This is a genomic window from Curtobacterium sp. LFS084 (assembly GCF_047977705.1).
In the GTDB taxonomy this organism is placed as follows: domain Bacteria; phylum Actinomycetota; class Actinomycetes; order Actinomycetales; family Microbacteriaceae; genus Curtobacterium.
This window is the reverse complement of record NZ_JBFPFM010000018.1, coordinates 1-19703: the sequence shown is the minus strand read 5'-3', so window position 1 is coordinate 19703 and position 19703 is coordinate 1. Positions and strand designations below refer to the sequence as shown.

Sequence of the window (19703 nt, the reverse complement as noted above, 5' to 3'; positions counted from 1 at the left end):
GGGACGTCTCCGGTCAGCGCGCGGCGGACGCGGCCTCGGCCGCGGAGTGCACGATGTCGTCCCAGATCGTCGCCGTCGGGACCGTGGAGTCGGTCGCGACCACCTCGGCTTCGGCGAACCGACAGATCTCGGCGACGACGAGGTCCGCCCCCGCCGCGCGAGCGGCCAGGCTCGCGACGTCCGGGACGGCCGCGCGGAGCTCGGCGACCACACGGTCGCGGCTGACGTCCTCCATGTCACCGAGCGCGCCGATGCCCTTCCAGGCGGCGTCGAGCTCGGCACGCAGACGGACGAGGGCCGGGTGTTCCGGCATGTCGTTCATGGTGCCCCCAGTGCGGACTCGACGTCGGGTACGTCTCCTCCGGTGCGTGAGCATAGCAACGAAGCAAGCAGTCCTCATGTCCCACGAACGGGGGACAGACCGTTCTACCTGTCCGTCCGCCGTGACTGTGACGAGATTCAGCGAGATCGGCCGTGGGATCTCCCGCATGTACAGGTTCGATGCCACCATGGGGTCGAGGAGGTCGCTATGCGCCTGTTGGTGGTCGAGGACGATGACGAGATGCGTGCGCTCATGGAGCGTGGGCTCGCGGCAGAGGGGTACCGCGTCACCGCGGTCGAGAACGGGGTCGAGGCGCTGATCGCCCTCGGCGACCAGGCGTTCGACCTGGCCGTCGTGGACGTCATGATGCCGGGCATGTCCGGTTTCGAGCTCGCCCGACGCATCCGCGAGCGCGAGGACCCCGTGCGGATCCTCCTCGTCACCGCCCGTGACGCCGTGGACGACCGGGTGTTCGGCCTCGACGCCGGTGCCGACGACTACCTCACGAAGCCGTTCGCCTTCGCCGAGCTGACCGCCCGTCTCCGCGCGCTCGGCCGTCGGGAGTCCGCCGGCGCCCCGCGGACCATCGAGGTGGGCGACGTGGCGATCGACTCCGAGGCCCGTCGCATCATGATCAAGGGCCAGCGGGTCGCCGTCAGCCCCACCGAGTTCGCCCTCCTCCGCCTGCTCGCGCGGTCCGTGGGCACGGTGGTCGACCGCCCGAAGATCCTCGAGGAGGTCTGGGACGGCTCGCAGCACGTCGACCCGAACGTCGTCGAGCAGTACATCTCGTACCTCCGCAAGAAGTTGACCTCGCACGAGGCGACCGTCGCCATCTCGACCGTGCGCGGCCGCGGCTACCGGCTCGATCTGCTCGGGGCGTGACCGGTCCCGGGCGTGGCCTGATCCGTCCGCTGCGGAACCTCTCGCTCCGGGCTCGGATCACCATCGGGTCGACGGCGATCGCGGCGGTGGTCATCGTGCTGCTCGTGCTCGTCATGCGCTTCCAGGTCGTGAGCGTCGTCGCCAGTGCCACCCGCACCCTGCTCGACGCGGACGCCGACCCGTACGTGGCAACGCTCGAGGTCGACAGCAACCCCGACCTGTCACCGCCCGGGAACCTGCAGCTCGTCGCGGTCGTCTCGCCCTCGGGCAAGATCGCCCTGTCGACCATGCCGACGAAGGTCGAGCGGGCCCTCGGCAGCCTGACCTCGACCAAGGCCGGCACCTCGGTCATCAACGTCTCCGGCTCGCAGTACCGCGTCGTCGTCGAGCACCCCGTCAACCAGGCGGGGCGGTGGACCGTCGTGGCGGCGCGCAACTCGCAGGCCGAGGCGATCGTCGTCGACGACCTGACCTCGACGCTGTCGCTGACCGGACTCGCGATCCTCGTCGCGTTCGGCGTCGCGTCGTGGGCGCTCGCGACCGCCGCGCTCCGGCCCGTGAACCGCATGCGTCGCGAAGCCGAACGTCTCTCCGTCGCCCCCGAGCGTGCGGAGCTGCCGGTCGGTCCCGCCGAGGACGAGCTCGCGTCCCTCGCGACCACCCTGAACGCCTTCCTCGCCCGAACCCGCCAGGCGACCGAACGCGAGCGCCAGATGGTCTCGGACGCGAGCCACGAGCTCCGCACCCCGCTGGCCATCCTCACGACCCAGCTCGACCTGGCGTCGCTCGACGGTGACGACGCGGCCGCGCTCGCGGCGCACATCGAACGCGCGAAGCTCAGCGTCGCGCGGTTGTCCCGCCTGGCGAACGACCTGCTGGCGCTGTCACGCATCGAGGAGTCGGAGCGTCGTGAGCAGGACGGCGCCGAACAGCAGCCGACCGGGTGGTCCGACCTCGGCGACGAGGTCATGAGCGCCGTCGACCGCGTCCGCCTGATCGCCTCCGCCAAGGACATCACCGTGGACTTCGACCTGGAGGCCCCGGACGCGGGTCCGGGCCCGGGCACCGGCGGCGACACCGACGAACCGCGGTACCGACTCGACACCGGCGGCATGGCGCAGCTCGTCACGAACATCGCCGGCAACGCCGTGTCGGCGCTCCCCCGCGGCGGGGGCGTCTTCGTCTCGTGGCGCAGCGCCGGCGGCGAGGGCATCCTGCAGATCACGGACGACGGCCCCGGCGTCCCGGAGTCGTTCATCCCCGTCGCCTTCGACCGGTTCACCCGCCCCGACGAGGCCCGGAAGTCCCGCCCGAACCCGGACCCCGCGACCGGTGCGATCCCGCTGCCTGGTGGTTCCGGGCTCGGCCTCGCGATCGTCCGGGCCGTCGCGGAGCGTGCCGGCGGGACGGCGTCGCTCCGGAACGTGCGCTCCGGCGGGCTCGAGGTCACGATCCGCATCCCCGAGGTCCGCTGACCGGACGGGCACGGCCCGCTCCGGCCGCTCCGGCGCACTCCGGCCCGCTCCCGGCCACTCCGGCCCGCTCCGAGCCGCTCTGAGCCGCTCTGGCCCGCTCCGGCCCGCTCACTGGAAGTCCCGCGACCGCGTGCGGACCGACAGGGAGAGGTGTTCGATCCGGTCGGCCACCAGGTTCACCACCCCGTCCGGTGATCGCTCGAGGATCCCCCGCACGATCACCGCAGGTGCCTCTCGTGCGACGCGCCGGTACCGTCCCCACACCCCGACGCTGCAGATCACGTTCACCAGCCCGGTCTCGTCCTCGACGTTCATGAACGTGATGCCGGACGCCGTCGCCGGTCGCTGCCGGTGCGTCACGATCCCGCCGACCTCGACCCGCCGTCCGGTCTCGGCCGTGGCGGTGTCCTGGACGCTCAGCACCCCGCGGGCGACGAGGCCACCCCGCACGTGCCGGACGGGGTGGTCGTCCGTCGTCATCCCCGTCGACCACATGTCCGCGATGAGGACGTCGCCGCTCGTCATCTGCCCGAACAGCGGTGGCTGCACCGTCACCTGCGTGTCGGGCAGCTGGTCGGGGCGCTCGGCAGCCGCCTGTGCCGCCGACCACATGCCACCGCGACGGTCGACCCCGATCGACGCGAAGGCGTCGGCCGCGGCGAGCGCCTCGAGCTGCGCCGTGGTCAGTCCGACCCGTCGGGCGAGGTCGGACATGTCGGTGTAGGGGCCGTGGGCGTCGCGCTCGGCGACGATCTTCTCGGCGCTCTTCCGGCCGAGCGACGAGACCTCGGCGAGGCCGAGACGGACCGCGAAGCCGCCGTCCCGCCGGTGCTGCGCCGTGTCGTCGGGCGCAGCCTTGTCGAACGGCAGCACCGGGGGTTGTTCCTCGGCCAGGCAGTCGTCGTGACCCGTCGCGCGGACGTGCGCCGCGCCTCCTGGACCGCCGTCGGACCCGGCGGCACCGTCGCGGGAGCCGACCGTGTCGGCACCGTCGCGGGAGCCGACCAGTGGCTCGAGCGTGGCGTCCACGCCGGAGCGCAGGATGTCCGGACGGAGCACCGTCACCCCGTGTCGACGGGCGTCGGCCACCAGGGTCTGCGGTGAGTAGAAGCCCATGGGCTGCGCGCGGAGCAGGGCGGCGAGGAAGGCTCCGGGGTAGTGCAGCCGCATCCACGCGCTCGCGTAGACGATGAGCGCGAAGCTGATCGAGTGGCTCTCGGCGAACCCGAAGTTCGCGAACGCCTGGATCTTCGCGTAGATGGCGTCGGCGTCCTCGCCGTGGATGTCGTTCGCGGCCATCCCGGCGTAGAGCTTCTCGCGGAGCCGGTCGATCTTCTCGTGCCCACGCTTCGACCCCATCGCACGCCGGAGCAGGTCGGCGTCGTCCCCCGAGCACCCGCCCACCGCGATCGCCATCTGCATGAGCTGTTCCTGGAACAGCGGGACACCGAGGGTCCGTTCGAGCACCGGTTCGAGCGACGGGTGGATGTAGGTGATCGGTTCCTCGCCCGTGCGTCGCCGGATGTAGGGGTGGACCGCGCCGCCCTGGATCGGGCCGGGGCGCACCAGGGCGACCTCGATCACGAGGTCGTAGAACCGTCGCGGCAGCAGTCGGGGCAGTGTCCCCATCTGCGCGCGGGACTCCACCTGGAACACCCCGATGGTGTCCGCCCGGCACAGCTGGTCGTAGACGCCCTGCTCCTCCTTCGGGATTGAGTGCATGTCCCACCGCTCCCCGCAGTGCTCGGCGGCGAGGTCGAACGAGTACTGCAGCGCGGCGAGCATGCCGAGTCCGAGCATGTCGAACTTCACGAGCCCCATGTACGCGCAGTCGTCCTTGTCCCACTGCAGCACCGTGCGGCCGTCCATGCGGGCGTGCTCGATCGGCACGACCTCGCCGACGGGCCGGTCGGTGAGCACCATGCCGCCGGAGTGGATGCCGAGGTGCCGCGGGAACCCGAGGACCTGCTGGGCCATGTCGACCACGGCGTCCGGGATGTCGTGGTCCTGGCTCTCGGTCACCGACCCCCAGCGTTCGACCTGCTTCGACCAGGCGTCCTGCTGCCCCGGGCTGTGGCCGAGCGCCTTCGCCATGTCGCGGACGGCACCCTTCGGCCGGTAGGTGATGACGTTCGCGACCTGGGCGGCGTTGAACCGGCCGTACTTCTCGTAGACGTACTGGATGACCTCTTCGCGGCGGTCGGAGTCGAAGTCGACGTCGATGTCGGGTTCCTCGTCGCGCATGGCCGACAGGAAGCGCTCGAACGGCAGCCCGTACCGGATCGAGTCGACCGCGGTGATCTCGAGCAGGTAGCAGACCGCCGAGTTCGCCGCTGAGCCGCGGCCCTGGCAGAGGATGCCGCGTTCGCGGGCGTACTGCACCATGTCCCGCACGATGAGGAAGTACCCGGGGAAGTCCTTGTCCTCGATCACCGAGAGCTCGCGCTCGATGCGCTCGCGCTTGTGCGGGTCGACACCGTCGGCGCTGCCGGGGTAGAACCGCCGGGCACCCCGCCAGGTGAGCTCCCGCAGCCAGGACATCGTGGTGAACCCGTCGGGGACGTCGATGTCCGGCAGTCCGGGCTTGACCGTCTTCAGCCGGAACCCGAGCTCGTCGGCGAGTTCGACGCTGTACTCGACGGCCCCCGGGTAGCGGGCGAACCGCCGGGTCATCTCCGCCCCGGAACGGAGGTACGCCGTGGGGGCGGCCGGCAGCCACCCGTCGATCTCGTCGAGACTGCGCCGTGCCCGGACCGCGGCGAGGGCGGTCGCCACCGGGAACCGGTCGGGGGTGGCGTAGTGCACGTTGCCCGTGGCCACCACGGGCAGGGCGTGCTTGGTGGCGAGGGCGGCGAGGGCGTCGTTCCGTGCGGTGTCCATCGGCTCGCCGTGGTCGATGAGCTCGACGACGACACCGGCCGTGCCGAACCGGTCGAGCAGGGCACGCAGGGCGTCCTCGGCGGCGGACTCGCCCCCGCGCTCGAGCGCCTGCCGGACGGCGCCCTTGCGGCACCCGGTCAGGACCCGCCAGTGCCCGTCCGACCGTGCGGCGAGGTCGTCGAGGTCGTACCGGGGACGACCCTTCTCTGCGCCGGCCGCCAGGTGAGCGCGGGTGACGGCGCCGGCGAGCCGGTGGTACCCGTCCTGCCCGTCGGCCAGCAGGAGCAGGTGCGTGCCCTCGGGGTCGGGCACGCCGTTCTGCGGTTCGGTCAGCCCGAGGGACAGCTCGGTGCCGTACACCGTGGCGACCGTCGGGTAGGCCTCGGCCACCTCGGCCATGCGCGCGGCACCGTAGAAGCCGTCGTGGTCGGTGAGCGCGAGCCCGTGCAGGTGCAGTCGCGCGGCCTCTTCGAAGAGCTGTTCCGGACCGCTCGCGCCGTCGAGGAAACTGAAGGTCGAGTGCGCGTGCAGCTCGGCGTACGGGACGACCGGTACGTTCGCACCGTCCTGCACCGGCGGGGGCGTCGGGGTGTACGGCTCGCGCTTGCGGGACCACGCGGGGCTGTCCCCGCCGTCACCGACGTGCGCGCTGCCGGGGCTCCGCTTGTCGGACAGGGCGCGTTCGAACTGGGACCACGGGATCGGCGGGTTGCTGTACCCCATCAGCACTCCCCCGTCCTGGCGGTCACGTCGCCACCGCCTCGGCCCACCAGCGGTGGTCGGCGAGCACGAGGTACCACGCCCGGCCGTCGGCGTCGACGAGCTGCAGCCGGTGGAGTCGCCGACCACCGGCTTCCCACCAGCGCACCACGAGCGGCCACGGTCCGGCCCAGGCCGTCACGGCGTCGAACCGGCCGCCGCGCTCCCCCTCGGCACGGAACCGCTCGGGCACCCCGGTGAGGACGCCGCGGTCGTCGATGTCGACGGTGCCGCCGTCACCGGTCACGACGTCCACCGGGCGCGGACGGTCGAGCACGGTCGCCGGCGGCGGCCCCGGCAGCTTGCCGGGCCACGGCCGGTCGCGGACGGTCGCGAGGGCACGCTCGCCACCGACGGGGGCATCGCCCCACGGCACGAGCACCACGCGTTCGGCCAGGGTGCGCCCACCGCCGATGCGCGGCGTGACCACCCCGTCGTGGCCGACGAGTCCCTGCACGCGGGCGAGCCCGTGGTGGACCCGTTCGTCCGGCCCGGTCCCCCAGAGTCCGCGTTCGTGGTTCGCCATGTCGTCGACCGCGACCGGCTCGAGCACCACCTGCACCACCGGCGCCTCGAGTCCGGTCGGGTCCACCCCGCCGGCGAGCTGCCAGCGGACCCGGTCCACCACGTCGGCGGCGTCGAACCAGCGCGGGTGCACCCACGTGCGCTCGAGCAGGATGTCCCGCTCGTCGACGATGCCGACCCGGATCGTCGTGGCCACGAGCCCCGCGGCCCGCAGGCGTGCGGCGAAGTCGTCGGCGGAGCGTCGGAACGCGAAGGCGATCTGGTCGGCGCGATCGAGCGGGGGTTCGAACGACGCCTCGACCCGGAGTTCCGGCGGGACCGCCCGCGCCGCGACCTCTCGCGGGTCGCGACCGCCCGCGAGCCGGTGCAGGAACGCTCCGGCGAGTCCGAACCGGTCACGCACCTGCTCGTCCGCCAACGCGGCGAACTCGCCGAGGGTCTGGATGCCGAGGCGCCCGAGCAGCATCGCGAGGTCGGCGTCGCCGAGCACCCCGAGCGGCAACCCGGCCAGGAACGGGGCCGAGCCGTCGACGGGCACGATCCGGACCCGTTCCCCTGGCCGGGCCGGGCGTGCCCGGGCGGCCTGTTCGGCGGCGAACGGGGTGTCCGCGACGCCGGCCCGCACACCCGGGGCGCCGTGGTCGGCAGCGATCCCGGCGAGGGTCGCCGCCGCGGCACGCTCACCGCCGTAGTACCGTGCCGGCCCGCGGGAGCGCAGCGCGAGGGTGCCCGGCCGGAGGACCTCGACCCCGGGGACCGCCGCCTCGACCGCGCGGATGACCGGCTCGAACGCCCGGTGGTCGAGCGCGTCGTCGTAGGGCTGCAGGACGAGTTCGGGGCAGCGCGCCTGCGCCTCGCGCACACGGAGCCCGCGGACCACGCCGGACTGCCGGGCGCTGGCGGAGCTGGCGTACACCTGCCCCTTCGCCACGAGGGCGAACGGGTGGTCCGGCGGCGACCCGGCGGCGCGAGCGGCCGCGATCACCGGCCAGTCCGGGCACCACAGCACGATCGTCCGCGTCGGCGGCGGCTCGGGCAGTGCACCGCCGCGGGCGAGCGCATCGGCGCGGATCGACCGCGCGTCGGGCACACCCGCGGCCCCCGTGCCGGCACCGGGCCCGCGTCCGGCGAGGGCACCCGTGACCCGGGACCCCGTGGCCCGGGTCCGACCACGCCCGCGGGGGCTCACGACGCCACCGCCACGGGACGCAGCACCGGGGCCGTCGTCGCACCGGAACCCGAGGCCACCGCGGCGGGCGCCGCAGCACGGACGGTTCCGTCGGCCGCTGGCAGCAGCAGGTCGGCGTCCACCGGTCGTCCCGCACCGGCCCGACCGGCGGCCGACACCGTGACCCGTCGCTCCGTCAGGAAGCCGTGCCCGTCCCCGATGCCGCTCCACTCGGACCGGGTCACCCGCAGCGTGACGTCGGCGCCCGGCCAGGACCCGAGCGCCACGAGCGCCCCGCCCCGCTGCCGCAGCCGTGCCGACAGCCGGGAGACGTCGCCGGGCACCACCCGGCCGAGCGGGCGGGTGAGGACGATCTGGGCGACGTCCGCCAGCGCGGCGGTCACGGTGAGCCACTGGTCACCCGGGTCGGGGACGAGCACGAGGCGTTCGAGGTCGATGCCCGCAGCGGCCGCCGCCTCGACCCCGAAGGACGGCACCCCCACCACCGCACACCAGGCACCGGCGGCCGAGGCGGCCTGCAGCATCGTCATCGCGAGGAGCACCGACTCGTGCACCGCGTAGGACCCGCCCACGCGGATCGCACCACCCGGCAGGAGCGGCGCGAGCGCCTCGGCCGTCGGCAGCCCCTCGGTGTCGACCCGGGTGGACTCCATCTCGGCCACGCGCGACCGCAGCGAGGTGATCCGTTCGAGTGCGGCGCGGGCGTCCCCCAGGTGGTCGACCCGCCGCACCGGGCGGGCAGGACCGGACCGCCCGGTCGACTCCCCTGGAGCCCCGGGCGATCGGAGTGCCGCCGCCGTCTGCATACCCTCATATTCGAACATGTGTTCGATGATGTCAATCGGGTCCGACATCCTGTGGACAGATCCCTCGAACACGCGTTCGACACGCCGTGCGAGCGGTGGATCAGCGCCCTGTGGAGGAGCGCCCCGGCACCGCCGCCGAACGATCCGCCGTCACCAGCGGACGGTCGCTCCCACACCGGCGAACACCGACCGGGTCTTCGTCTCGACCTCGTCCGCCTCGTCCGCGGCGACCGACGACCACGTCACCGCACCACCGGCACCGAACGACCGCGACCGTACCGCGCCCCGGTCGTCGAGGACCGTCACCAGTGTGCGGATCACCACCGACAGGTCGACCGCGCCGCTGGCCGAGAAGTACCCGATCGCCCCCGAGTACACCCCGCGAGGCCCGCCCTCGAGCCGATCCGCGATCGCCATGGCACGGATCTTCGGGGCGCCCGTCATCGACCCGGGCGGGAATGCGGCACGCACCACGGCGGCCCGCGACGTCCCCTCCGGCAGGACCGCCCCGATCGTCGACACCATCTGGTGCACGCTCGCGTAGGTCTCGACCGCGCAGAGCCGGTCGACGTGCACCGACCCCGGCACCGCCGTCCGGAGCAGGTCGTTCCGGAGCAGGTCGACGATCATCACGTTCTCGGCCCGGTCCTTCACGCTCGCGGCGAGTTCCACACGGGCCGCTTCGTCCTCCACAGGGTCGTCGGAGCGCCGTCTGGTGCCCTTGATCGGCTCCGCGGACACCCGTCCGGCGGCGTCGATCCGCAGGAACCGCTCAGGCGACCGGCTCGCCACGCGCAGCGGCCCGAGCCGCAGGTACGCGCCGAACGGGACGGGATCCGTCGCGCGCAGCCGCAGGTACTCGACCAGGTGGGGATCCGTGGCGGGGTCGACCCGCGCCTCCTGGAGGACCTGCGGCACCGCGAAGGCGGTCGTGAGACACACCTGGAACGCGTTGCCCGCGCGGATCTCGGCGCGGCACGCGTCCACCGCCGTCTCGTAGGCGGTGCGCGTGACGCGACCGGTCGCGGGGACCGTGTCCGGGAGGAACGGGGCCGCGTCGCCGCCGTCGGCCCGCGTGACCGGTGTGGTCACCTCCTCGAGCCACGCTCGGTTCCGGGCGCTGGCCGCAGGTTCCGCACCGGCCACCAGCGCGAGTGCCCAGGCGCCGCCGGTCGCGTCGGTGACCACCGCGCGGTCGACGAACCGGAGGTCCGCGTCCGCGTGCCCCTCGGCGGTCCGGTCGACGCCGCCGGACTCCCGACCGAGCTCGTAGCCGAGGAACCCCACCCAGCCGAGCGCGAAACCGCAGCCAGGCACCGGTTCCGGCAGCACCGGGGTGCGCGCGAGCAACTCGGCGAGGACCGCGAAGGCAGGTCCGTCCGATCCCTCGACGGTCGCGACGCCCCCGAACCACGCGTGGGACGCTGGGGTCGTCTCGACGAACGCCCGTCGCGTCTCGTGCCGGAACCGCGCCGCGAACGGACCGTCCGTCAGCGCGAGGACCGACCACCGGGCGCGGTCGTGCGCGGTCGCGGGCGAACCGGCCGGCACCGAGGAGTCGAGCCAGACCACGTCGGGACCGGCTGCATGCGCGAGCGCGCCGAGGTCAGGGGGCCTGGTCAGCCGCCGGACCTCGATCCGCGCGGCAGGAGGCGCTGCCGTCAGACCGCCGCGATCGTCCACGAGGCCGCCGAGGACGAACCACTCTCGAGCACGACGAGTCCCGCGTCGGAGCCGGCGTTGAACGCGTCCGGTGCACAGGTCATCGGCTCGACCGCGAGTCCGGCACGGTGGTACTCGGGGACGACGTGGTCGGCGGTGTGCACCTGCGCCCACCCGCACTCCGGGCCGAACGAGACGCGCACACCGTGGCCGTCGGCGGCGGTGAGGGCGATCGTCGCGGTGCCGTCGGCGTCGCGGTCGAACCCGGTGAAGGCGTGGTCGATGAACCGGTCGCCGATGCGCGTCGCGGAGCGCAGGTCGAACTCGTCGTGCACCGGCGCGAGACCGGTCGGGATCAGCCGGTCCTCGGTGACCTCGAGCACCTCTGCTGCGGGGAGCGTCAGGGTCCAGTCGTCGACACGGCCGGCGCCGGCGACGAGGTACGGGTGCGGACCGGTCCCCCACGGTGCTGCGTCGGCGCCGGTGTTCGTCCCCGTGATCGTGGTGTGCAGCCCGTCGGCGTCGACGCGGTACTCCACCAGGACCTCGACACGGAACGGGTACCCCTCCTGCGCCGGCACCGTCGTGGCGAGGACCGCGCGGTCGGGTTCGTGCGCGACGGTCCGGAAGTCGGTCCATGCGACCAGTCCGTGCAGCGCGTGCTGTCGCTTGGGCTCGGTCAGCGCCAGCTCGTGCTCCGTTCCGCCGAACGTGTACTTCCCGTCGACGACCCGGTTCGGCCACGGCGCCAGGACGGCTCCGCGGAAGGCCGGGCGGACCTCGTCGGCGTCGAACGGCACGACCAGGTCGCGTCCCTCGAACCGGAGCGTCCGCAGGGTCGCCCCCACCGAGGCGATCTCGGCCGTGTAGCCGCCGGCGGTGATGGTCAGGGCGGAACCGGACAGGGGTGCGTCGCTGCTCATGCGCTCAGCGTAGTCGGGAGCGAGGGACGCGCCGAGCCGGTGCGGAACGCGTCCGGTCGGGAACGGTGCCGTGCACCTGCGGAACGAGAAAACCCCCGCGGTTCCGGAGAACCGCGGGGGTGATGGTGGATCTGAGGGGACTCGAACCCCTGACCCCCTGCATGCCATGCAGGTGCGCTACCAGCTGCGCCACAGACCCGAAGTGTTGGTGTTTCCACCGACTTCATCGTCCTCCGTTCCCCGGAGGCACCAGTGAAGCGTACACCATGCGAACGCCGGGTGACGAAATCGTCGCCGCCACCCGGGCGAGTCGCAACTAGGCGGTGTGGTCCACCGGGAGCTCGAGCGGGATGGTCGGGCAGTCCGACCAGAGACGCTCGAGCGAGTAGTACTGACGGTCTTCTTCGTGGAAGACGTGCACGACGATGTCACCGAAGTCGATGAGGACCCAGCGGCCCTCACTCCGGCCTTCGCGGCGGAGCGGCTTGGCCCCGGCGTCGAGGAGGCGCTCTTCGATCTCGTCCGCGATGGCGAGCACGTTGCGCTCGTTCCGGCCGGTCGCGAGCAGGAACACGTCCGTGAGCTGCAGCGGCCCGGTCACGTCGAGGGCGACGAGGTCTTCGGCCTGCTTGGCGTCGGCCGCCTGGGCGGCGATCTGCACGAGTTCCAGTGCGCGTGAGGAGGCGGTCACGGATTCCTTCCGGTCTGTCGACCTGGCAGGCTGCCGGATCGCTTGATGGGTCACGATCATAAGCCACCCCACCGACACACGGCCAGGCCGCGTGCGATGGGGACGGCTCAGAACGTGTGCGTGGTGACGAGTGCGACGATGATGACCGCGGCGGCAGCGATGCCGACAGCACCGACCGTGACGCCGAGGATGAGCGGCGTGCGCGACTCCTTCGGCTTGGCCGCCGCGAGGACGACCTGTCGGGTCGAGGTGTGACTCGACACCGCACGGCTGGCACGGACCGGGCTGGCGTCGGTCTCGGGCTGCTCGTCGTGCTGCTCGAGCAGGCGGTCGACCTCGGCCCCGTCGATCGGCCGGTGCGAACCGGTTGAGGACAGCGACGCCGGCAGGTCGATCGAGCCGGTGAGGATGACCTCGCCCGTGGCGTTCAGCGCACCGGTGGGGTCGGCGAGGGCCGAGTTCGGCAGGATGATCGCGTTCGTGTTGGTCACGGCGACGCGGCGGGTGCCGGTCTCCTCGTCGTGGACCTCGGCGTCGTTCGAGTCGTGGGCCTGCTGCGACCAGTGCCCGACCGGCGGCGCGAACGCCGTCGTGACGGGCTTCGGCTCGGTGGGGCGCTGGAACGACGCCGGCACGCGGGGCGCGTCGGCATCGCCGTCGTCACCGGCGGCGGACGTCGGCGTGCCGCCCGAGGTCGGTGCCGAGGCTGCGCGCGCGGGCTGGGCTGCCTGGACCGGGACCTCGTTCGTGTCGTCCTCGTCCAGCGAGAGCGGGAACACCGCCGGCGTCGACGACTCGATCGGGGCCCGCTGCACCGGAGTCGACTGCACCGGGGTGGACTGCACGGGCGTGGACTGCACCGGGGTCGAGCGCTCCTGAGCGGGCGCCTCCGCAGCGGGGGCCGCGTCGTCGGCGGCAGGCGTCTCGGCGTCCGGCGGTGCCCAGGTCGACCGGTGTCGACGCGGCTCCTCGCCGTGGGCCGCGGCTTCCTCGAGCGGCTCGATGGCGTCCGGCGAGCCGTCGGCCTCGGTCGCCTGCGCCACCGCTGCCTGGTCGAGCACCACGGTCTCGGCCGAGGGCTCCTCGGGGACGGACGACTCCTGCGCGATCGGTTCCGGCTCGGACGGACCGGCGCCGCCCTGCAGCGTGTCGACCGATCCGATGACGTCCTCGACGGTGCGGTCGGACGACTGCGGGGTCGGGTTCTGCAGCGGGACGGGCTGGACGGCCTGCCCTTCGGCCGCGCGCATCTGGCGGATCTGACGACGGGTCAGTCCGCCCGACCCGGGGACGATCTCGGTCGCCGAGGCCGGGGGCATCGACGGGAAGCCGGTGCCGGCCTGGGCGGCGGACGACGGCGAGACGGCCGACGTCGGCACGGCGGACTGGGCGGGGGCGCCCGGTGCGGGCGCGACGTGACTGCCGGGACGCTGGCGGGACTCCGGCTGGTCAGCCGGGGCCGCGACGGTCGGTGGCGGCGTGACGGGCTGCGCACCGGCCGCGGCGGCACGCTCCCGCTCGCGCGCCTGGCGCCGCGACAGGGGCGGCTGCGCGTCGGACGAACTCATGCAACGCTCCGATACAGATGGTGCTTGGAGATGTACTGGACGACACCGTCGGGGACCAAGTACCACACGGGGAAACCACGTCTCACCCGGTCGCGGCAGTCGGTCGACGATATTGCCAGCGCGGGAACTTCGAGCAAGCTTACGTCGCGTTCGGGCAAACCCGTGATGCTCAAGGCGTGTCCCGGACGTGTCACGGCGACGAAGTGCGCGAGGTCCCAGAGACCATCATGGTCCTTCCAGTCGACAATCTGCTGGACGGCGTCTGCGCCGGAGATGAAGACCAGCTGCGCATCGGGACGCTGCTCGTGCAGGTCCTTGAGCGTGTCGACCGTGTAGGTCGGGCCCGGACGGTCGATGTCGACCCGGCTGACCGTGAACATCGGGTTCGACGCGGTCGCCACGACGGTCATGAGGTAGCGGTGCTCGGCGTCGGTCACACCGGACTTCATGTACGGCTGGCCGGTGGGGACGAACACGACTTCGTCGAGGTCGAAGGCGCGCGCCACTTCGGACGCTGCCACGAGGTGGCCGTTGTGGATCGGGTCGAACGTGCCACCCATCACGCCGATGCGAGGCCGCCCCGTGCTCTCGAGCATGGAGTCGCGGGTCAGTGCTCGGCGCGACCGAACTCGTCGACACCCGTCTCGTGGGTGCGCGTCGCCTCGAACTTGTGCGAGTGACGGTAGGCCACGTCACGGAAGCTCCAGGTGACGAACCCGAGGAACGCGAAGAAGAGGACACCGACGAGCGGGAACACGTACGCGGGGACCCCGGAGGCGTGCTCTGCGGCTTCAGCGAGGAAGGTCATGGGTCCGATGCTCCGTTCGGTCGGGGGAAGTCGCCGCCCAGTCTAGCCGCGGATCTGTCCCTGCCCGCGCACGATCCACTTGGTGCTCGTCAGCTCGGGCAGCCCCATCGGCCCGCGGGCGTGCAGTTTCTGGGTGGAGATCCCCACCTCGGCGCCGAAGCCGAACTCCCCGCCGTCGGTGAACCGGGTCGAGGCGTTGGCCATCACGACCGCGGAGTCCACCTCGGCGAGGAAGCGCTCGGCCGTGTCGACGTCGTTCGTGACGATCGACTCGGTGTGGTGCGTCGACCAGCGTGCGATGTGCGCCATCGCGGCGTCGACGTCCGGGACCACCCGAACCGAGAGGTCGAGGTCCATCGACTCGGTCGCCCAGTCGTCGTCGGTCGCACGGAGCACACCGGGCACGATCACCCGGGTGGCGTCGTCGCCGCGGAGCGTCACCCCGGCGGCGCGGAGCCGGTCGGCCAACGCGGGCAGGAGCCGGTCCGCCGCCCGCTCGTGCACGAGGAGCGTCTCGAGCGCGTTGCAGACGCTGGGACGCTGCACCTTGCTGTTCAGGACGATGTCGATCGAGCGGTCGAGCGGCGCCGACTCGTCGAGGAAGACGTGCACGACACCGGCACCGGTCTCGATCACGGGCACCTGGGACTCGGTCACGACGGTCTGGATCAGCGACGCGCTGCCCCGCGGGATGAGCACGTCCACGAGCCCGCGTGCCCGCATCAGCTCCGTCGCACCGGCACGCCCGAACTCGTCGATCGTCTGCACGAGTTCACGCGGGAGCCCCGCCGAGGCGACCGCGTCCTGGATGCGGGCGACCAACACGGCATTGGTCCGCTGCGCCGCCGATCCGCCGCGCAGGACGACCGCGTTGCCGCTCTTCAGCGCGAGGCTGGCGATGTCGACCGTGACGTTCGGCCGGGCTTCGTAGATCGCGCCGACCACACCGAACGGCACCCGGACCTGCGAGAGCTGCAGGCCGTTCGGCAGCCGCGATCCCCGGACGTGCTGCCCCACCGGGTCGGTCAGACCGACGACGTGCTCGACCGCCGCCGCGAGGGCGTCGATGCGCGCGGGATCGAGTCGCAGCCGGTCGAGCAGCCCCGACGAGAGCCCGTTCTCCTCGCCCGCGACGAGGTCGTCGTGGTTCGCCCGGACGATCTCGTCCGTCGCCTGTCGCACGGAGGCGGCGATCGCGCGGAGCGCCGCATCCTTCACCGCGGTGGTCGCCGTGGCGAGCACCGACGAGGCGTCGCGCGCGGCGACGAGCTTGTCGGTCAGGGTCGGGGCGGGTGCGGTCAGCGGCATGGCTCGATTCTAGGCGCGGGGGTCGGCCACATGACGGCCGAGGGGCGCACCTGTGGACGGGCCAGGAGGCGCGGCTCCTGTGGAGGAGTCACCCTCCGTCCGCAGCGCACGCACCACTCGATCCGCTCGGTCCGCTCGCCTCGCGAGCGGGCACGACACGCCGCACGCGTGCCGCCGAGGTCGCGGGATCCGTCGCTCGGAGGCGCCGAGCGTGACGGAACGTGCCCCCTCGGCGGAGGTATGCGGCACGCCGACGCGGACGTGCGCGGCACCCGACGCGGACGTGAGCCGCGCATCGACGCGGACGTGCGCGGCACCCCGACGCGGACGTGAGCCGCGCGTCGACTCGCAGGCGAGCCGCACATCGGGGCCGACCCGCGCCTCCAGGCCGGGCGTCAGCCCCGCGGTGCCGCCTCGAACCAGGTGCCGACCTGCTCACCGGCCAACGCCCGCTCGACGAGCGCCGTCGCCGTCACGAGCACGGAGGTCCCGGCCTCGGCCGCGAGCCTGGCCGCCGCGACCTTCGTCCCCGCTCCTCCGGTGCCCACGCCCGCGGCACCGATCGAACCGAAGGTGACCCCGGCGAGCTCGTCGCCGAAGGGGACGTGGGTGATCGGCTCGGCGCCGGGCTGCTCCGGGGGGCGCGTGTACAGGGACTCGACGTCGGAGAGCAGCACGAGCGCATCGGCGCCGAGCAGCCGCGCCACGAGCGCCGCGAGCCGGTCGTTGTCGCCGAACCGGATCTCGTGCGTGGCCACGGTGTCGTTCTCGTTCACGATCGGCAGCACCCGCAGCGCGAGGAGCCGGTCGATGGCCCGCTGCGCGTTCACCCGGTGCGTCGGGTTCTGCAGGTCGCCGGCGGTCAGGAGGATCTGCGCGGCGACGACCGCGTGCCGGTCGAGTTCCTTCTGGTAGCGGAACATCAGCACGTTCTGCCCCGTCGCCGCCGCTGCCTGCTGGGTGGCGAGGTCGTCGGGGCGTCCCTCGATCCCGAGGAACGGGAAGCCGGTCGCGATCGCGCCGGAGGACACGAGGACGACCTCGGTCCCCCGGGCGTGCGCGAGCGCGAGGGCGTCCACGAGCCGGGCGATCTGCCCGGTGTTGCCCCCGCTGACCGACGACGAGCCGACCTTGACCACGATCCGCCTGGCACGCGGGATGTCCTCGTGCCGGGTGACGGGTCCGAGGTCGGTGCGTGCGGTCGTGTCGGTCATGCCGTGGTCAGTCCCTGTCGTCCTCGTCGTCGGCCCAGAGACCGGCGATGCGCTCCTGCTCCAGCTCCGCGCGCGCCGCCGCCTTGGCGTCCATGCGCTCGAAGTACTCCTCGCGCCGCTCGTTGCGGGTCGGACGCGAGGTCGCGCCGATGCGGGCGTCGGTCCCGCGGGCACTCGTGATGAGCTCGGCGGTCGAGGTGAGCGTCGGCTCCCAGTCGAAGATCGTGCCGCCGTCGCCACCGATCACGACGGTGGACCCCGCGACGGCTCCGGCCTTGAACAGTCCGTCCTCGACACCGAGCTTCGCCAGGCGGTCGGCCAGGTAGCCGATCGCCTCCTCGTTGGTGAAGTCGGTCTGCTGGACCCAGCGCTCCGGCTTCGACCCGCGGATGCGGTAGAAGCGGTGCTCCTCGCCGCCCTCGGCGCGGATCGTGAACGGCTTGTCGTCGACCGCCTTGGGGCGGAGGACGATCCGCTCGGCGACCGGCTCGGCCGCACGGGAGGCGCGGGCCTGCTCCACGACGTCGGCCAACGCGAACGTCAGCTCGCGCAGGCCCTTGCGGGACGCGGTCGAGATCGGGAAGACGCGGTAGCCACGGCCCTCGAGCTCCTCGCGCACGAAGGCGGCGAGTTCCTCGGCCTCGGGCACGTCGACCTTGTTGAGCGCGATCATCTGCGGGCGCTCGAGCAGCGGCACCTGGCCCTCGGGGACCGGGTAGCGCTCGAGTTCGCCGAGGATGACGTCGAGGTCGCTGATCGGGTCGCGCCCGGGGTCGAGCGTGGCGCAGTCGATGACGTGCAGGAGGGCCTCGCAGCGCTCGACGTGGCGCAGGAACTCGAGGCCGAGACCCTTGCCCTCGGACGCGCCCTCGATCAGACCGGGGACGTCGGCGACGGTGAAGCGGGTGGATCCGGACTCGACGACGCCGAGGTTCGGCGTGAGGGTCGTGAAGGGGTAGTCGGCGATCTTCGGCTTCGCGGCGGAGATCGCGGCGATGAGCGAGGACTTGCCGGCGCTCGGGAACCCGACGAGGGCGACGTCGGCGATCGTCTTCAGCTCGAGGCTGACGTCGCCGGCCCAGCCCTCGGTGCCGAGGAGCGCGAAGCCGGGGGCCTTGCGCTTCGTGGTCGAGAGCGCGGCGTTGCCGAGGCCGCCCTGCCCGCCGGGAGCGATGACGACGCGCATGCCGGGCTCGGTCATGTCCGCCAGGACGTCACCGTTCTCGTCGTACACGACGGTGCCGATCGGCAGCGGGAGCTCGAGGGTCTCACCGCTGATGCCGCTCCGCATGTCGCCCATGCCGGGCTGCCCGTTCTTGGACGAGCGGTGCGGGGAACGGTGGTAGCCGAGCAGGGTCGTCACCTGGGGGTCGGCGACGAGGACGATGTCGCCACCGTCACCGCCGTTGCCGCCGTCCGGGCCGGCCAGCGGCTTGAACTTCTCACGGCGGACCGACACGCAGCCGTTGCCGCCGTTCCCCGCGGTGAGGTGCAGGGTCACGCGGTCGACGAATGTCGCCATGGGTCCACTCCTAGGTGTTGCAACGAAAGAACGGGAGGGGCGGGCACGTGGCCCGCCCCTCCCGCAGAGTCAGATCGTCGAACTGCTTACGCGTTGACGATGTTGACGACCTTGCGGCCGCCCTTGGTGCCGAACTCGACCGAACCGGCCGAGAGGGCGAACAGCGTGTCGTCGCCACCGCGGCCGACGTTGGCGCCCGGGTGGAAGTGGGTACCGCGCTGGCGCAGGATGATCTCGCCGGCGTTGACGACCTCGCCACCGAAGCGCTTCACGCCGAGGCGCTGTGCGTTCGAGTCACGACCGTTGCGAGTGGAGCTCGCACCCTTCTTGTGTGCCATCTTCTACTCCCGCCTTACGCGATCGAGGTGATCTTGACGCGGGTGAGCTCAGCGCGGAAACCCTGACGCTTCTTGTACCCGGTCTTGTTCTTGAACTTCTGGATGACGACCTTGGGACCGCGGAGGTCCTCGAGCACCTCGGCGGTGACCGTCACGTTGGCGAGCTCGGAAGCCGCCGACGTGATCTTGTCACCGTCCACGAGGAGCACCGGGGCGAGGTCGATGTTGCCCTTGTCGTCGGCCTTGGCACGGTCGATCGTGATGATCGTGCCGACCTCGACCTTCTCCTGACGGCCGCCGGCGCGCACTACTGCGTAAACCACGTGGAAATCCTTACGTAACTCTGCTTGAGGGAAGTCTCGGGTGCCCACTTCTGCACGAGCGGTTCCCGGAGGGCCGGGCCCGATCGGCGACGCAGGCAGAACGGCCCGCTGACACCAGGGATCGAGAATACTCGATGCCCCCAGGTCCGGTCAAACGGCGACACACGTACGATTGCCGTGTGACCGTGATGATCGACCCGCCGACGTGGCCCGCTCACGACACTCTGTGGTCGCACCTCGTCAGTGACACATCATACGACGAGTTGCACGAGTTCGCCCGACGGGCCGGTATCCCACGGCGCGCGTTCGACCACGACCACTACGACGTCCCGCTCGCGCGTTACGACGAACTCGTCGCCGCGGGGGCCACGGCGGTCACCGGTCGCGAGCTGGTGCTGCGGCTGATCCGGAGCGGGCTGCGGGTCGCGCAGCGGGACAAGCACACGTTCTGACCGGCCCCGGCTGGGCCGCTGCGGGGCCGCGGCGGCTGCGCGCGGCGACGGGC

General features: G+C 72.4%; 18 protein-coding genes and 1 tRNA gene. 3 read left to right on the top strand and 16 right to left on the bottom strand.

Going from position 1 to position 19703, the window contains the following annotated elements; translation table 11 throughout:
* Positions 1-13: 13 nt before the first annotated feature.
* Positions 14-313, bottom strand: a complete 300-nt coding sequence (locus tag ACNQOV_RS10965) for a hypothetical protein (RefSeq protein ID WP_148287079.1) — start codon at positions 311-313, stop codon at positions 14-16.
* A 216-nt stretch (positions 314-529) separates the two neighbouring features.
* Here ACNQOV_RS10965 and ACNQOV_RS10960 point away from each other — a divergent pair, with 216 nt between their 5' ends.
* Entirely contained in the window at positions 530-1207 is a 678-nt protein-coding gene (locus ACNQOV_RS10960) for a response regulator transcription factor (RefSeq protein WP_022908633.1), read from the top strand.
* The gene (locus ACNQOV_RS10955; RefSeq protein WP_416394520.1) at positions 1204-2682 is read left to right on the top strand and encodes a sensor histidine kinase; all 1479 of its coding nucleotides are present in this window, start codon (positions 1204-1206) and stop codon (positions 2680-2682) included. The genes ACNQOV_RS10960 and ACNQOV_RS10955 overlap by 4 nt, the downstream gene beginning before the upstream one ends.
* Before the next feature lie 108 nt (positions 2683-2790).
* Here the strand turns inward: ACNQOV_RS10955 and ACNQOV_RS10950 are convergent, their stop codons facing one another.
* From ACNQOV_RS10950 to rplU, 15 genes are all read right to left on the bottom strand, one after another.
* Entirely contained in the window at positions 2791-6285 is a 3495-nt protein-coding gene (locus tag ACNQOV_RS10950; protein ID WP_416394519.1) for an error-prone DNA polymerase, read from the bottom strand.
* 22 nt (positions 6286-6307) lie between these two features.
* Positions 6308-7936, bottom strand: coding sequence for a DNA polymerase Y family protein (locus ACNQOV_RS10945; RefSeq protein ID WP_416394518.1), 1629 nt, complete (start codon positions 7934-7936; stop codon positions 6308-6310).
* Between the two features lie 95 nt (positions 7937-8031).
* A complete protein-coding gene (locus tag ACNQOV_RS10940) occupies positions 8032-8859 on the bottom strand; it encodes a hypothetical protein (RefSeq protein ID WP_416394517.1) in 828 nt (275 codons plus the stop codon).
* A 132-nt stretch (positions 8860-8991) separates the two neighbouring features.
* Entirely contained in the window at positions 8992-10524 is a 1533-nt protein-coding gene (locus ACNQOV_RS10935) for an anthranilate synthase component I family protein (RefSeq protein WP_416394516.1), read from the bottom strand.
* Positions 10503-11426 carry an aldose 1-epimerase family protein gene (locus tag ACNQOV_RS10930; RefSeq protein WP_416394515.1) on the bottom strand — a complete coding sequence of 308 codons (924 nt, stop codon included), beginning with the start codon at positions 11424-11426 and terminating at the stop codon, positions 10503-10505. Before ACNQOV_RS10930 ends, ACNQOV_RS10935 begins: the two co-directional genes overlap by 22 nt.
* A 123-nt stretch (positions 11427-11549) precedes the next feature.
* Positions 11550-11625: transfer RNA gene (locus tag ACNQOV_RS10925), tRNA-Ala, on the bottom strand.
* Between the two features lie 117 nt (positions 11626-11742).
* Complete coding sequence (gene rsfS, locus ACNQOV_RS10920; RefSeq protein WP_022907296.1) at positions 11743-12117, bottom strand: ribosome silencing factor; 375 nt, start codon at positions 12115-12117, stop codon at positions 11743-11745.
* Between the two features lie 107 nt (positions 12118-12224).
* Positions 12225-13685 (bottom strand): hypothetical protein, encoded by a 1461-nt coding sequence (locus tag ACNQOV_RS10915; protein WP_416394514.1) that lies wholly within the window; start codon positions 13683-13685, stop codon positions 12225-12227.
* Positions 13682-14281 (bottom strand): nicotinate-nucleotide adenylyltransferase, encoded by a 600-nt coding sequence (gene nadD / locus ACNQOV_RS10910; RefSeq protein WP_022907294.1) that lies wholly within the window; start codon positions 14279-14281, stop codon positions 13682-13684. The genes ACNQOV_RS10915 and nadD overlap by 4 nt, the downstream gene beginning before the upstream one ends.
* Before the next feature lie 11 nt (positions 14282-14292).
* On the bottom strand, positions 14293-14493 hold the full coding sequence (locus ACNQOV_RS10905) for a hypothetical protein (protein ID WP_022907293.1): 201 nt from the start codon (positions 14491-14493) through the stop codon (positions 14293-14295).
* Between the two features lie 42 nt (positions 14494-14535).
* Positions 14536-15801, bottom strand: coding sequence for a glutamate-5-semialdehyde dehydrogenase (locus ACNQOV_RS10900; protein WP_416394513.1), 1266 nt, complete (start codon positions 15799-15801; stop codon positions 14536-14538).
* A 395-nt stretch (positions 15802-16196) separates the two neighbouring features.
* On the bottom strand, positions 16197-17015 hold the full coding sequence (gene proB / locus ACNQOV_RS10895) for a glutamate 5-kinase (protein WP_416394512.1): 819 nt from the start codon (positions 17013-17015) through the stop codon (positions 16197-16199).
* Between the two features lie 7 nt (positions 17016-17022).
* The gene (gene obgE, locus ACNQOV_RS10890; protein ID WP_022905365.1) at positions 17023-18537 is read right to left on the bottom strand and encodes a GTPase ObgE; all 1515 of its coding nucleotides are present in this window, start codon (positions 18535-18537) and stop codon (positions 17023-17025) included.
* An 86-nt stretch (positions 18538-18623) separates the two neighbouring features.
* The gene (gene rpmA / locus ACNQOV_RS10885) at positions 18624-18875 is read right to left on the bottom strand and encodes a 50S ribosomal protein L27 (protein WP_022905368.1); all 252 of its coding nucleotides are present in this window, start codon (positions 18873-18875) and stop codon (positions 18624-18626) included.
* A 14-nt stretch (positions 18876-18889) separates the two neighbouring features.
* Positions 18890-19198 carry a 50S ribosomal protein L21 gene (gene rplU / locus ACNQOV_RS10880; protein ID WP_022905369.1) on the bottom strand — a complete coding sequence of 103 codons (309 nt, stop codon included), beginning with the start codon at positions 19196-19198 and terminating at the stop codon, positions 18890-18892.
* Between the two features lie 179 nt (positions 19199-19377).
* Between rplU and ACNQOV_RS10875 the strand changes: the two genes are divergently transcribed.
* Positions 19378-19650, top strand: a complete 273-nt coding sequence (locus tag ACNQOV_RS10875; RefSeq protein WP_022905370.1) for a DUF4031 domain-containing protein — start codon at positions 19378-19380, stop codon at positions 19648-19650.
* Positions 19651-19703 lie beyond the last annotated feature (53 nt).

Excerpts from the sequence above, each read along its gene's own strand:
- ACNQOV_RS10965 (WP_148287079.1), bottom strand. The coding sequence starts at position 313 with ATGCCGGAACACCCGGCCCTCGTCCGTCTGCGTGCCGAGCTCGACGCC.
- ACNQOV_RS10960 (WP_022908633.1), top strand. The coding sequence starts at position 530 with ATGCGCCTGTTGGTGGTCGAGGACGATGACGAGATGCGTGCGCTCATG.
- ACNQOV_RS10950 (WP_416394519.1), bottom strand. The coding sequence starts at position 6,285 with ATGGGGTACAGCAACCCGCCGATCCCGTGGTCCCAGTTCGAACGCGCC.
- ACNQOV_RS10940 (WP_416394517.1), bottom strand. The coding sequence starts at position 8,859 with ATGTTCGAATATGAGGGTATGCAGACGGCGGCGGCACTCCGATCGCCC.
- ACNQOV_RS10930 (WP_416394515.1), bottom strand. The coding sequence starts at position 11,426 with ATGAGCAGCGACGCACCCCTGTCCGGTTCCGCCCTGACCATCACCGCC.
- ACNQOV_RS10915 (WP_416394514.1), bottom strand. The coding sequence starts at position 13,685 with ATGAGTTCGTCCGACGCGCAGCCGCCCCTGTCGCGGCGCCAGGCGCGC.
- nadD (WP_022907294.1), bottom strand. The coding sequence starts at position 14,281 with ATGCTCGAGAGCACGGGGCGGCCTCGCATCGGCGTGATGGGTGGCACG.
- ACNQOV_RS10905 (WP_022907293.1), bottom strand. The coding sequence starts at position 14,493 with ATGACCTTCCTCGCTGAAGCCGCAGAGCACGCCTCCGGGGTCCCCGCG.
- ACNQOV_RS10900 (WP_416394513.1), bottom strand. The coding sequence starts at position 15,801 with ATGCCGCTGACCGCACCCGCCCCGACCCTGACCGACAAGCTCGTCGCC.
- proB (WP_416394512.1), bottom strand. The coding sequence starts at position 17,015 with ATGACCGACACGACCGCACGCACCGACCTCGGACCCGTCACCCGGCAC.
- obgE (WP_022905365.1), bottom strand. The coding sequence starts at position 18,537 with ATGGCGACATTCGTCGACCGCGTGACCCTGCACCTCACCGCGGGGAAC.
- rpmA (WP_022905368.1), bottom strand. The coding sequence starts at position 18,875 with ATGGCACACAAGAAGGGTGCGAGCTCCACTCGCAACGGTCGTGACTCG.